Raw genomic sequence first — 13,218 nt, forward strand, 5'->3', positions numbered from 1 at the left:
TATGGCAATCATCGACATCAAGGTGCCCGACATCGGCGACTTCGCCGAGGTGGGCGTGATCGAAGTGCTGGTGCAGCCGGGCGACACCATCCGGGCCGAGCAGAGCCTGGTCACCGTGGAGTCCGACAAGGCCTCCATGGAGATTCCCAGCAGCCACGCCGGCGTGGTCAAGGAGCTCAAGGTCAAGCTGGGCGACAAGGTGGCCGAGGGCTCCGTGCTGCTGACGCTGGAAGTGGCGCAGGGAGCGGCGGCGCCGGCTGCGGCCCCTGCCGCGGCGAGCACGCCCAGCGCACCGCCATCTGAGTCAAAACCGGCTCCAGCGCACGCTGCTCAAGCGCCAGCAGCTCCTAAAACCGAAGCGGCCAGCTTCGGCGGCAGTGCCGACGTGGAGTGCGATGTGCTGGTGCTGGGCGGCGGCCCCGGCGGTTACAGCGCCGCCTTCCGCGCGGCCGACCTGGGCCTGAACGTGGTGCTGGTCGAGCGCTACGCCACCCTGGGCGGCGTGTGCCTGAACGTGGGCTGCATTCCCTCCAAGGCGCTGCTGCACGTGGCCGCGGTGATGGACGAAGTGAGCCACCTGAAGAGCGCCGGCATCGACTTCGGCGCGCCGCAGGTCAACATCGACACCCTGCGCGGCCACAAGGAAAAGGTCATCGGCAAGCTGACCGGCGGGCTGGCGCAGATGGCCAAGATGCGCAAGGTGACCGTGCTGCGCGGCTACGGCCACTTCGTCGGCGCCAACCACCTGGAGGTGGAGGAAACCACCGGCACCAGCCAGGACAAGACCGGCGCCAAGAAGGTGGTGGCGTTCAAGCGCGCCATCATCGCCGCCGGCAGCCAGGCCGTGCGCCTGCCGTTCATGCCCGACGATCCGCGCGTGGTGGATTCCACCGGTGCGCTGGCGCTCAAGGACGTGCCCAAACGCATGCTGATCCTGGGCGGCGGCATCATCGGCCTGGAAATGGGCACGGTGTACAGCACGCTGGGCGCGCGCCTGGACGTGGTGGAGATGCTGGACGGCCTGATGCAGGGCGCTGACCGCGACCTGGTCAAGGTATGGCAGAAGATGAACCAGCACCGTTTCGACAACGTGATGCTGAATACCAAGACCGTGGCCGCCGAGGCCACGCCCGAAGGTATCAAGGTAAGCTTCGCGCCCGCCAAGGACGGCGTCACGGTGCCCGAGCCCCAGGTGTACGACCTGGTGCTGCAGGCCGTGGGCCGCACCCCCAACGGCAAGAAGATCGCCGCTGACAAGGCCGGTGTTGCCGTGACGGACCGCGGCTTCATCAACGTCGACATCCAGATGCGCACCAACGTGCCACACATCTTCGCCATCGGCGACATCGTGGGCCAGCCCATGCTGGCGCACAAGGCGGTGCACGAGGCGCACGTGGCGGCCGAGGTCATCGCCGGTGAACTGCAGGGCAACAAGGAACTGGCAAGCGCCGCCTTCAACGCCCGCGTGATCCCGAGCGTGGCCTATACCGACCCCGAAGTGGCCTGGGTGGGCCTGACCGAGGACCAGGCCAAGGCGCAGGGCATCAAGGTCAAGAAGGGCCTGTTCCCCTGGGCGGCCAGCGGCCGCGCCATCGCCAATGGGCGCGACGAAGGCTTTACCAAGCTGCTGTTCGACGACAGCCCCGAGGCGCACGGCCACGGCCGCATCCTGGGCGGCGGCATCGTCGGCACGCACGCCGGCGACATGATCGGCGAGATCGCCCTGGCCATCGAGATGGGCGCCGACGCGGTGGACATCGGCAAGACCATCCACCCGCACCCCACGCTGGGCGAGAGCATCGGCATGGCGGCGGAGATTGCCCACGGCAGTTGCACGGACGTGCCGCCGCAGCGCAGGTAAAGGCCGCGGCCGTAGCAAAAAAGGCAGCCTCTGGCTGCCTTTTTTATGCTTTTGATAGCGCCTGGCGCTTGCTGTGCAAGAGCTGGAGGCGTTTTTGAGTATGAGGTGCTGGGTTGGCGAGTGTGCGTGGCAGTTCAGGCCTGCACCAGTGCCACGCGGTAGCCCTGGCCCGTCTCGATCACCTGCAGCAGCCGGTCGATGTTGGGATGGCTGCCGGGATGCTGGCGGGCATCGGCGGTGTGTTCGGCGAACAGTTCCAGGCCTTCCTGCGCCGCGGCGACGGTGATGCCGCCGTGCTTGGCGGCCAGCGCGGCGTACACGGTCAGCGAGCCCGTCTTGCCCGGCTGGTTGGGAATGGTGGCCACCACATGGCCGGCGTCGTCCAGCAGTTGCAGGGCGGCCAGGTGGGCGATGGAGGGCAATTGGCGCAGGTTGTCAGCGAAGGTCATGCAAAAGCCTTGAACGGAGCGGATGAAACCGTGACGATAACGTAAAAACCATAGCTGTTAGCGCTGGCACAATCTGCGTTAGAGGGCATTTTGATGCCTATTTTTCTTTGCGCCCGACCCCACTCATGCAAGCCCTGCTCGACGCCATCGCCACCCTCACTCCGCCCGTTGAGGCCTGCCGCATCTTCCATGGGCGTGGCGGGCGGTTTCCCGGCAGCGAGCAGTGGACGCTGGATGCCTATCCACCCGTGCTGGTGCTCACCAGCTTCGCCCCGGTGACGGACGACGCACTCGCCACCATCGACGGCGCCCTGCGCGCACGCTGGCAGCAGGTGGCGCCAGGGCAGCCGCTGAACTGGGTGTTCCAGCACCGCGGCGAGGCGCTGCGCATCGAGGGCCGCAGCGATACGCGACTGATGGCGGGCGAGGTGCCCCAGCCGCATGTGGTCACCGAGGATGGCGCACGCCTGCGCGTCCAGGTGCTGCGCGGGCAGAACCACGGGTTGTTCCTGGACATGGCCGAAGGGCGTCGCTGGGTGCGCACGCATGTGGCGAACCACCGCGCACGCACCGGGCGCGGCGCTCGGGTGCTCAACCTGTTCGCCTATACCTGTGCGTTTTCGGTTGCCGCGCTGCAGGCGGGCGCGGCGGACGTGGTGAATGTGGACATGAGCCGGGGTGCCATAGCCACCGGGCAGCAGAACCACCAGCTCAACGGGTTGGGCGCCGGTGCCCGCTTTCTGGCGCATGACATCTTCAGCTCGTGGGGCAAGATCACGCGCAGCGGGCCGTACGACCTGGTGATCGTGGATCCGCCGTCCTACCAGAAGGGCAGCTTCGTCGCGACCAAGGACTATGCGCGGCTCATGCGGCGCCTGCCGGAACTGCTGATGCCGGGCGGCCACGCCCTGCTGTGCCTGAACGCGCCGGAGCTGGGGATGGAGTTTCTGTGCGAGCAGATGCGATCCCAGGCGCCTTCGCTGGCGTTCGTGGAACGCGTTCCCAACCCGGCGGTGTTCGCCGATGTGGACGAGGAGCGGTCGCTGAAGGTACTGGTTTTCCGGAATACGGCGGCGGTGGGTTGAAGGGGCTCCGCGCGCCACAATGCGGTGGACACCGCTTCCCACCCACCGGTTGAAACGCAGCACATGAACACCCCTCGCATCGGACTGATCGGCGTAGGCCTGATGGGCCACGGCATTGCCATGAATATCGCCCGCAAGGGCTATGCGCTGACGGTGCTGGAGCACCCTGGCAACCAGCCCCTGGATGCATTGCGCGCCCAGGGCGTGGCCAGCGCCGCGTCGGTGCATGAACTGATGCGACAGGTGCAGCTGCTCATCCTGTGCGTGACGGGATCGCCCCAGGTAGAGGCGGTGCTGCTGGGCGAGGAGGGCGCCCTGGCCGCCCTGCAGCCCGGCACCGTGGTGATCGACTGCTCCACGGCCATTCCTTCGTCCACAGAATCCGTCGCCCGCGCCGTGGCGGCGGCCGGCGGGCGGTTCCTGGATGCGCCGATGACCCGCACCCCCAAGGAGGCCGCCGAGGGCCGGCTGAACCTGCTGGTGGGCGGCGAGGCCGCACTGCTCGACGAAGTGCGCCCGGTGCTGCAGTGCTTTGCCGAGAACATCACGCATACCGGTGCCGTGGGCAGCGGCCACCGCATGAAGCTGCTGCACAACTATGTGTCGCTGGGCAGCGTGGCGCTGATCGCGGAGGCTGCCGCGTGCGCGCTGGCGGCCGACGTGGCCCCGCAGGTGTTCCTGGATGTTCTCGCCAAGGGCGGCGGCGGCGGCGTGGCGCTGGAGCGCCTGCGGCCCTACCTGCTGCAGCAGGACCCCTCCGGGCTGCGCTTCTTCATGTCCAACGCGCTCAAGGACATGGGCTACTACACCGCCATGGCGCACGACGGCGGCGCGGCCGATGGCATTGCCCAGGCCGTGCACGACACCTTTGCCACCGCCGTTGCCGAGGGTGGGCCGCAGGCGCTGGTGCCGGAGTTGGTAGCGCTGCTGCGCGCCAAGGGGGCGGGTTGATGAAGGTTGGGTTTCTGGCGGGATTCCCTTTCCCGCCTCCAGTCCTCCCGCCTCCAGCCTGTTGATACGTGGCGGGGACACCCGCGCGGCCCGCTAGTCTGCCGCGAGCACCTGCGTGATGAAGGTCCACTCCTGCGGCTGCAGCGGCGTGATCGACAACCGGTTGCCTCGCTGCAGTACGCGCATCGACGCTAATTCGGGATGGGCGCGCAGTTCCGCCAGGCCAATGAGCCGTGTCTTGCGCACGGCTTGCACGTCCCGCAGCAGCCACCGGGGTTTCTCAAGGGGTGACTTGGGGTCGTAGTAAGGGGATTCAGGGTCGAACTGTGTGGGATCGGGACGTACGCCCGAGGCTATGCGTGCAATGCCGGCGATACCGGGTGCAGGGCAGCTTGAGTGGTAGAAGAGCACGCCATCCCCCACCTGCATCTCGTCGCGCATGAAGTTGCGCGCCTGGTAATTGCGCACGCCGGTCCAGGGCACGGTGGCGCCCGGAGCGCCCAATGCATCGTCAATGGAGCATTCGTCGGGCTCCGATTTCATGAGCCAAAAGCGCGTAGTGGGTGTGGTCATGGCTGGAAGGAGACTCAGGACACCTGTGTGGCTTGCACACCGTCACCCCATGTGCAGGCACTGAAAACGCTGGCCCGGTGCGTAGCTACTTACCGCAATTACTAGAGCAGTGCCGGACAGGGTGCCGGCCCCGGTCTCAGTTGGCGGCCGGAGAGCGCGCCGAAATGGCCATGGCGGCGGCGTCTTCGTCCGTGGTCACGCGCCGTGCACCGTTGAAGCGCCGCTGCCAGTAGGAAGCGCCCATGTCTTCCACGCGCACCTGCGCACCGGAGCGCGGGGCATGGATGAACTTGCCGTCACCCACGTAGATGCCTACGTGGCTGAACGCGCGGCGCATGGTGTTGAAGAACACCAGGTCGCCGGGCTGCAGGTCTTTTTTGTCGATGACTTCGGTGGCGGCGGCCTGCTCGTTGGCGCGGCGTGGAAGCACCATGCCCTTGGCCTGTTCATAGATGGCGCGCACGAAGCCGCTGCAATCAAAACCCGTCTCGGCACTGCTGCCACCCCGGCGGTATGGCACGCCGATGAAGCCCATGGCGGTGGAAATCAGGGAGGAGGTGCGGTCTGCCACGTTGTGCTGAACGTCCTGCAACTGGACGAGCAGGCTGCGGTCAATGCTGACTGCAGGGGTGGCGGCTGCCCGCTCCACCTCGGGGGAGGGAGCGGCGTAGGCATTCGAGCAAAGCAGCAGCAGCAGGCACAACCGACGAAACATGGGGCGCGAGGGTACCACGGCATGACGGGAAATCTGCCGACAAGTGATAGTAAATAGTTGATTTACATAGATTTTCATGAACGTGCCCGCGGCGATAGGCAACGTCTTGCTGGGTTTTGCCCGGTGATGGGGTGAAGTGCCTCCGCATACCTGCCACTCACCATCTCGGGAAAGTGCTTCTACTTTGATAGCGGTTCATGTTTGGTGAACAGGGCCCAACATCGTTTTGACGGATATGACCAGCGCATTAGTCCGCAAACGGGCCCCAATGGCACACTTTGGCCTTCTTTTCTGAGCCCGACATGGGCGATTTCATGACGCGTGGACCTGTTTCCCCCACTTCGCGCCAGCCGCTGCTGTGGGTGGTCGCGCTGGGCTTCTTCATGCAGACGCTGGACGCCACCATCGTCAACACGGCCTTGCCGGCCATGGCGCGCGACCTGGGCGAGAGCCCGCTGCAGATGCACTCGGTGATCGTGGCGTATTCGCTGGCCATGGCGGTGCTGATTCCGGCGTCGGGCTGGCTGGCGGACCGTTTCGGCACGCGGCGGGTGTTCATGTTGGCGATCGCGTTGTTCGTGCTCGGCTCAGTGTTGTGCGCGCTGTCGTCCACGCTGCCGCTGCTGGTGGGCGCGCGCGTGGTCCAGGGGCTGGGCGGTGCGCTGCTGCTGCCCGTGGGGCGGCTGGCGGTGCTCCGGGCGTTTCCGCGCGACGAGTTCATCCGCGCCATGAGCTTCGTGGCGATTCCCGGGTTGGTGGGGCCGCTGATCGGGCCGACCCTGGGCGGCTGGATGGTGGAGTACGCCTCCTGGCATTGGATCTTCTGGGTCAATGTGCCCGTGGGGCTGGTGGGCTTGATGGCCGCGCGGCGCTTCATGGCGGCGGGAGAGGTGCTGGCCGTGCGTGGATTCGACGCCGTGGGTTATGGTCTGCTGGCCTTTGGCATGGCGGCCGTGTCGCTGGCGGTGGAGGGCATGGCCGGCGGTGGTGCGCGCAGCGCGTCGTCGCTGGTGATGATGATCTTTGGCCTGGCCAGTCTGGCGGCCTACTGGCTGCATGCGCTGCGCAGCGATGCGCCGCTGTTTGTGCCGGGGTTGTTCGCGGTGCGCACGCTGCGTGTGGGGCTGCTGGGCAACCTGTTTTCGCGGCTGGGCAGCTCGTGCATGCCCTTCATGATCCCGCTGGTGCTGCAGGTCAGCCTGGGCTACGCACCCATGCAGGCGGGCATGATGATGCTGCCCACGGTGCTGGGCAGCATGGCCGTGAAACCTGCGGTCACCTTCATGGTGCGGCGCTGGGGCTATCGCGAGGTGCTGGTGGTCAATACCTGCGCGCTGGCGTTGCTCATCGCCAGCTTCTGCCTGATCACGCCCGGCCAGCCCCCGTGGCTGCTGATAGTGCAGCTGGCGGCGTTTGGTGGCGTGAACTCCATGCAGTTCTCGGCCATGAACACGGTCACGCTCAAGGACCTGGACACGGGTCATGCCAGCAGCGGCAACAGCCTGCTGTCCATGGTGCAGATGCTGGCCATGGGCATGGGGGTGGCGGCTGCCGGGGCGGTGCTGGCGAGCTTCCAGGGCTACTTTGGCGCCGCAGATGCGCAGGACACGCTCCACGCGTTCCGCGCCACGTTTGCCTGCATGGGTGTGCTGACGCTGGCGGCCACGGCGCTGTTCCTGCAGTTGCCGCCGCACGAGCCGCAGCGCCCCCATCCCCTGGGCCCCGAGGAGCAGAGCTGAACCGGGACTCGTCGGTCTCTTGTGCTATTGTTATAAGAGCTGTTGGCGCTTGCCAGTATTGCCTCGGAGGCCTATTTCTATCCCGATTGCCATGATCGTGCGCGGCCGATCCTGTATCGCTCAGGCCTCGTCCGGGTCCTGTCCCATGAAGCCGCCGCTCTGGTGCGTCCACAGCCGCGCATAGACACCCCCTTGCGCCAGCAGCTGTGCGTGCGTGCCTTCCTCGACGATGCGGCCGGCGTCCAGCACGATGAGCCGGTCCATGGCGGCGATGGTGGACAGGCGGTGCGCGATGGCGATCACCGTCTTGCCCCGCATCAGTCCGTCCAGGCTCTGCTGGATGGCCGCTTCCACCTCGGAGTCCAGCGCACTGGTAGCCTCGTCCAGCAGCAGGATCGGGGCGTCCTTGAGCATCACGCGTGCGATCGCCACGCGCTGGCGCTGCCCGCCCGAAAGCTTGACGCCGCGCTCGCCCACCTGGGCGTCGTAGCCGCGGCGGCCCTGCAGGTCGGTCAGCTCGTCGATGAATTGCGCGGCCTCGGCGCGTTCGGCAGCCAGGCGCATGTCTTCCTCGGAGGCATCGGGGCGGCCGTACAGGATGTTGTCGCGCATTGATCGGTGCAGCAGCGAAGTGTCCTGCGTGACCATGCCGATCGCCTGGCGCAGGCTGTCCTGCGTGACGTGGGCGATGTCCTGCCCGTCCACCAGAATGCGTCCGCCCTGCACGTCATGAAAGCGCAGCAGCAGGTTGACCAGCGTGGACTTGCCCGCGCCGGAGCGGCCGATCAGCCCGATGCGCTCGCCTGGGCGGATGGTGAGGTTCAGCCCGTCGATCACTGCCGCGCCGTCGCGGTAGCCGAAGCGCACGTTCTCAAACTGCACCTCGCCACGCGTGACCTGCAGCGGGCGGGCATCGGGCGCATCCACCACCGTGCGGGGGCGGGTGAGGGTGTTGATGCCGTCTTGGATGGTGCCCACGCTCTCGAACAGCGTGGTCATCTCCCACATCACCCAGTGGGCGTGGCCCGAAACGCGCAGTGCCATCGCGGTCACCGCGGCCACCGCGCCGGCGCCTACCTCGCCCCGTGACCACAGCCATAGCGCCGTGCCGCAGGCACCGAGGATCATGCCCACCACCAGGGCGTGGTTCACGATCTCGAAGCGGCTGACCAGCCGCATCTGTGCGTAGCCCGTGGTCTTGAACGCGTCCATCGCCGCGCGGGCAAACTCGGCCTCGCGCCGCGTGTGCGAGAACAGCTTCACCGTGGCGATGTTGGTGTAAGCGTCCGTCACGCGGCCGGTCATGACGGAGCGCGCGTCGGCCTGGGCCTTGCTCACCTGGCCCAGGCGTGGCACGAAGTACCAGCACGCGGCCGCGTAGCACAGCGCCCACGCAAGAAAGGGCAGCAGCAGCCGCCATTCAAAGCCGCCCGCCAGTGCCAGGATGGTGACCAGGTAGACGCCCATGCCGATCACCACGTCGCAGGTGGTAAAGATCATGTCGCGCACGGCCAGCGCGGTCTGCATGATCTTGGTGGTGATGCGGCCCGCGAACTCGTCCGCATAGAACGCCATGCTTTGGCCCAGCATCAGCCGGTGGAAGTTCCAGCGCAGGCGCAGCGGGAAGTTGATGGCCAGCACCTGGTGGCGCACGGTGGTCTGCAGCGCCACTATGCCAATGCTGGCGACCAGCACCGCAGCCACCCCGGCGAGCAGCGTGCCGCGCTCGGCCCAGAAGCGCTCGGGCGCAGTGGCGGCGATCCAGTCCACCACCCGTCCCAGCACGGCAAACAGCAGCGCCTCGTAGATGGCCACCACGGCAGACAGGGCGGCCATGGCCCCGACATAGCCGCGCAGGCCGCGCGTGCTGGCCCACACGAAGGCGAGGAACCCGGCGGGCGGCACGGTCGGCTCGGCCGCAGGGTACGGGGGGACACGATTTTCGAACAACCGAAACAACACGATGGCGGGCACTCCTGATGCGGCCATGGTACGGGCCGGCGGCTGGCGACGCCGGCGTGGGGAATTGCGCAGGCGCCGCGGCCGCTCGGTCGCAGCAGACGTTGGCGGTGCCTGTTGCCCCCGCATCGGTAAATGCCGCTATGCTCTGCGGCGCGGCGGCGGCCTATCAGCCGTTGTCCTCCCTGTCCATCTGCCCGCATGCCGACATCCCACGCACAGCGCTCGTTCCCCTGGCATGGGCTCCCCGGAGCGGCCGTGGCGTTGGCCGGTTGCGCGGCAAGCTACGCGCTGTACCACCAGCAGCAGTCCTCCATGCAGGCCATCGCGCGGGTACGTTTCGAGCAGGAGGCCCGGCTGTTCGCCGAGACGCTGCAGCGGCGCATGGAGTCCCACGCGGATTTGCTGCAGGGCATGCGTGGCCTGCTGACGGTGAATCCGCAGCTGCGGCGCGCCGACTTCGAGCGCGTGGCGCGTGAGCTGGATCTGCGGCATTACCACCCCGGCGTGAAGAACATCAACTTTACGCGGTACGTGCCCGGCCCCCGGCGGGCGGCCTTCGAAGAGCAGGCGCGCTCCGACCCGCATCTGGACGACGACCTGCCGCGGGATTTCGCCATCCATCCGCAGGCCGTATTGCCGGACTATTTCGTGGTGGACTACCTCTGGCCGCAGGGGGGGCAACAGCAGCGTGCAAGGGTTGGAGATCCATTCCCAGCCAGCCAACCTCGAAGCCATGCGCCGTGCGCGCGACACCGGCGGGCTGGTCGCCTCCGCGCCGTTCGAGCTGCACCAGGAAACCGAGCACCGCACGGGCGTCATCATCCGCATGCCGGTGTTTGCCGAGCCGGCGGCCGGACAGGCGGGGCCGGCGCGCTTTCTGGGGGTGGTGGGCGTGAGCCTGCGCATCTACGACATCGTGCATGCCGTGCGCACCGCGGGCAACATGCAGGGCTTGGCGCTGCGCATGGCGGACGTGGGCCCCTTCAACAGCGAGGTGCCTGCTCCGCCGCAATCCCTCTTTGAATCGGAGACGCACGTCGGCACCTCTGCCATGGAATATGAGCAAAGCGTGCGCGTGGGCGGAAGGCGCTGGAGCCTGCAGTTCCAGCCCGTCGTTCCGTTCCTCTCGCCGCAGGAGTCGCGCCTGCCCTGGCTGCTGGGCTCTGGCGGTCTGTTGGTGACCGCACTGTTCACCGCGCTGGTATCGATGCTGGTGCTGCGGCGGTCGCAGGCACTGGACCATGCCAAGGAGACCGATACGGCCTTGCGCGAAAGCGAGGCGCGCCTGCGCGCCGTGTTCAACCAGGCCGCGGTGGGCATCGCCCAGACCGACTCGCGCACCGGCCGCCTGGTGCGCATGAACCAGAAGTTCTGCGACCTGCTGGGCTACAGCGCGCAGGAACTGCAGCAGATGCGCTTTCAGGACTTCAGCGAGCCCAGCGACCTGGCCGCGGACCTGGAGCAATTGCAGCGGATGCTGGCCGGTGAGCTGAGCGAATACCGCATGGAAAAGCGCTACCGCCGCAAGGACGGCAGCGAGGTGTGGGTGGACCTCATGGTCTCGCCGCTGCGCCTGGAAGGCCAGCCCGAGCACCATCTTGCGGTGGTGCAGGACATCAGCAAGCGCAAGCACATGGAGCAGGTGCTGCGCCAGAGCGAGGAGCACCTGCGTAACATCCTGAACCACATGCCCGTGGGCGTGAACCAGGTGCAGGACGGCAAGATCGTGTTCCGCAACGACCGTCATGTCCAGATCTGCGGCTACGACATACGCGAGGCGCCCGACGTGGACACCTGGTGGCGCCTGGTAATGCCCGACGCACGCCAACGCGAGCATGCGCGCGAGGCATGGCTCGCTGCGTGCACGGCGGCGCTGAAGAACCCCGACGGTGCCATCCGTACCGTGGAATGCGTGATCACCGCCAAGTCGGGCGTGCGCCGCGCGGTCGAGCTGTCCGGCATGATCCTGGGCGACTCGCACATCGTCACCATGGTGGACCAGAGCCAGCGCAAGGCGGCCGAGGAAGAGGTGCGCTACCTGGCCTACAACGATCCGCTCACCGGCCTGCCCAACCGCCGCCTGCTGCTGGACCGCCTGGAGCAGGCGCTGGCCATGAGCGCCCGCCACCAGCTGTGCGGCGCGGTGATGATGCTGGATCTGGACAACTTCAAGACCATCAACGAGACGCAAGGCCCCGACATGGGTGATCGCCTGCTGCGCGAGGTGGCCCGGCGGCTGCGCGACTGCGTGCCCGAGGACGAAACCCTGGCGCGCCACGGCGGCGACGAGTTCGTCGTGGTGCTCAAGGACCTGGGCGCCGACCCGCAGGAGGCCGCCAACCGCGCCGAGGAAATGGGCCAGACGATCCTGGCGGCCATTCGCGCGCCCTTCGACATCGACGGTCAGCAGCACCACACGGCGCTCAGCGTGGGCATCGCCATCTTCCGCGGGGTGCGCGAATCGGCGGACGAACTGCTCAAGCGCAGCGACCTTGCCATGTACGAGGCCAAGGCTGCCGGGCGCGATACGCTGCGCTTTTTCGATCCACAGATGCAGGCTGCGGTGTCCAAACGCGCGGCGCTGGAGGCGGACCTGCGCGCCGGACTGGATGCGGGACAGTTAGAACTGTTCTACCAGCCCAAGGTGGACCAGGGCCGCATCACGGGCGCCGAGGCGCTGGTACGCTGGCGCCACCCGGACAGGGGCTTCATCTCGCCAGCGGAGTTCATTCCCTTGGCGGAAGAACGCGGACTGATCCTGCGCGTGGGCGATTGGGTGATGCGCAGCGCCTGCGCACAGCTGGCGCAGTGGAGCGCGCACCCCGTGCTGGGTGAGCTCACCGTCGCGGTGAACGTGAGCCCGCGCCAGTTCCACGAGGGTAGCTTCGTGCCCCAGGTGCTGGAGGCGCTGGCCGCCTCGGGCGCCGACGCGCGCCGCCTGCGGCTGGAACTGACCGAGGGTATGCTGCTGCAGGACGTGGAGGACACCATCGCCAAGATGGTGCAGTTGCGTGGCTACGGCGTGGGCTTCTCGCTGGACGACTTCGGCACGGGCTACTCGTCGCTGGCCTACCTCAAGCGCCTGCCCCTGCACGAGCTGAAGATCGACAAGAGCTTCGTGCGCGACGTGCTCACCGACCCCAACGATGCCGTGATCGCACGCACGATCGTCGCCCTGGGCACCAGCCTGGGCCTGCGGGTGGTGGCCGAGGGCGTTGAGACCGAGGCGCAGCGCGCCTTTCTGGAGCGCAACGGCTGCCACGCCTGGCAGGGCTATCTGCTCAGCCCACCGCTGCAGGCTGCGGCGTTCGAGGCCTTGGTGCTGAAGCGGGCCGGCGTCTGATCGCTGCGGCCTTCTTTTCCATCACGCATTCACGCATGCTGCCCTTCAAGACCCTGGCCCTGTTCCTGCTCACTGCCGTGGCGGAGATCGTCGGTTGCTATCTGCCCTGGTTGTGGTTGCGCCAGGGGCGCAGCGCCTGGCTGCTGGTGCCGGCGGCCGCCAGCCTGGCGCTGTTTGCCTGGCTGCTCACGCTGCATCCGGCGGCCACAGGGCGTGTGTACGCGGCCTACGGCGGCGTGTATGTGGCCGTGGCGCTGGTCTGGCTGTGGACGGTGGACGGCGTGCGCCCCGGCCCATGGGACTGGCTGGGCGTGGCCGTCACGCTGTGCGGCATGGCCATCATTGCCTTCGCCCCGCGTGGGGGCTGAGCTGCCGTAGGATGCTCTCGTAAGAATAGCTGCTGGCGCTTGCTGGGTAAGCGCTAGAGGCCATTTTTGCTTGCAATCGAAGGATGCCCGGCTGGGCATGGGGCCGACACGAGCGCCACGGTATGATTCCGGTCTTTCCTGCACCTGCGAACCGCCCTGTCCAACGCCTGAC

Annotated in this window: 9 protein-coding genes and 1 pseudogene; 6 read left to right on the forward strand and 4 right to left on the reverse strand. The window is 67.3% G+C overall.

Annotation, left to right across the window (positions count from 1 at the left end):
• Position 1: 1 nt before the first annotated feature.
• Positions 2 to 1,861, forward strand: coding sequence for a dihydrolipoyl dehydrogenase (gene lpdA / locus PCQ86_RS10745; protein ID WP_270173690.1), 1,860 nt, complete (start codon positions 2 to 4; stop codon positions 1,859 to 1,861).
• Positions 1,862 to 1,995: 134 nt separating this feature from the next.
• On the opposite strand, the gene PCQ86_RS10750 is transcribed toward lpdA, so the two are convergent.
• Positions 1,996 to 2,310 (reverse strand): DUF2322 family protein, encoded by a 315-nt coding sequence (locus PCQ86_RS10750; protein WP_270173691.1) that lies wholly within the window; start codon positions 2,308 to 2,310, stop codon positions 1,996 to 1,998.
• Between the two features lie 125 nt (positions 2,311 to 2,435).
• Between PCQ86_RS10750 and PCQ86_RS10755 the strand changes: the two genes are divergently transcribed.
• A complete protein-coding gene (locus PCQ86_RS10755) occupies positions 2,436 to 3,395 on the forward strand; it encodes a class I SAM-dependent methyltransferase (RefSeq protein ID WP_270173692.1) in 960 nt (319 codons plus the stop codon).
• Positions 3,396 to 3,458: 63 nt separating this feature from the next.
• Positions 3,459 to 4,346, forward strand: a complete 888-nt coding sequence (locus PCQ86_RS10760; RefSeq protein WP_270173693.1) for an NAD(P)-dependent oxidoreductase — start codon at positions 3,459 to 3,461, stop codon at positions 4,344 to 4,346.
• 93 nt (positions 4,347 to 4,439) lie between these two features.
• Here the strand turns inward: PCQ86_RS10760 and PCQ86_RS10765 are convergent, their stop codons facing one another.
• Positions 4,440 to 4,919 (reverse strand): EVE domain-containing protein, encoded by a 480-nt coding sequence (locus PCQ86_RS10765; protein ID WP_015913211.1) that lies wholly within the window; start codon positions 4,917 to 4,919, stop codon positions 4,440 to 4,442.
• A gap of 136 nt (positions 4,920 to 5,055) precedes the next feature.
• Positions 5,056 to 5,634: a C40 family peptidase gene (locus tag PCQ86_RS10770; RefSeq protein WP_270173694.1), complete on the reverse strand. Its 579-nt coding sequence runs from the start codon at positions 5,632 to 5,634 to the stop codon at positions 5,056 to 5,058.
• A gap of 302 nt (positions 5,635 to 5,936) precedes the next feature.
• Here PCQ86_RS10770 and mdtD point away from each other — a divergent pair, with 302 nt between their 5' ends.
• Positions 5,937 to 7,373, forward strand: coding sequence for a multidrug transporter subunit MdtD (gene mdtD / locus PCQ86_RS10775; protein WP_270173695.1), 1,437 nt, complete (start codon positions 5,937 to 5,939; stop codon positions 7,371 to 7,373).
• A gap of 120 nt (positions 7,374 to 7,493) precedes the next feature.
• Here mdtD and PCQ86_RS10780 read toward each other — a convergent pair whose 3' ends face one another.
• Positions 7,494 to 9,362 carry an ABC transporter ATP-binding protein gene (locus tag PCQ86_RS10780; RefSeq protein ID WP_270173696.1) on the reverse strand — a complete coding sequence of 623 codons (1,869 nt, stop codon included), beginning with the start codon at positions 9,360 to 9,362 and terminating at the stop codon, positions 7,494 to 7,496.
• Between the two features lie 171 nt (positions 9,363 to 9,533).
• On the opposite strand from PCQ86_RS10780, the pseudogene PCQ86_RS10785 reads away from it, so the two are divergent.
• Positions 9,534 to 12,678, forward strand: a pseudogene (locus PCQ86_RS10785) (bifunctional diguanylate cyclase/phosphodiesterase).
• A gap of 35 nt (positions 12,679 to 12,713) precedes the next feature.
• The gene (locus PCQ86_RS10790; protein WP_011805330.1) at positions 12,714 to 13,046 is read left to right on the forward strand and encodes a YnfA family protein; all 333 of its coding nucleotides are present in this window, start codon (positions 12,714 to 12,716) and stop codon (positions 13,044 to 13,046) included.
• Positions 13,047 to 13,218 lie beyond the last annotated feature (172 nt).

Source organism: Diaphorobacter sp. ED-3, assembly GCF_027625375.1.
Taxonomy (GTDB): domain Bacteria; phylum Pseudomonadota; class Gammaproteobacteria; order Burkholderiales; family Burkholderiaceae_C; genus Diaphorobacter; species Diaphorobacter nitroreducens.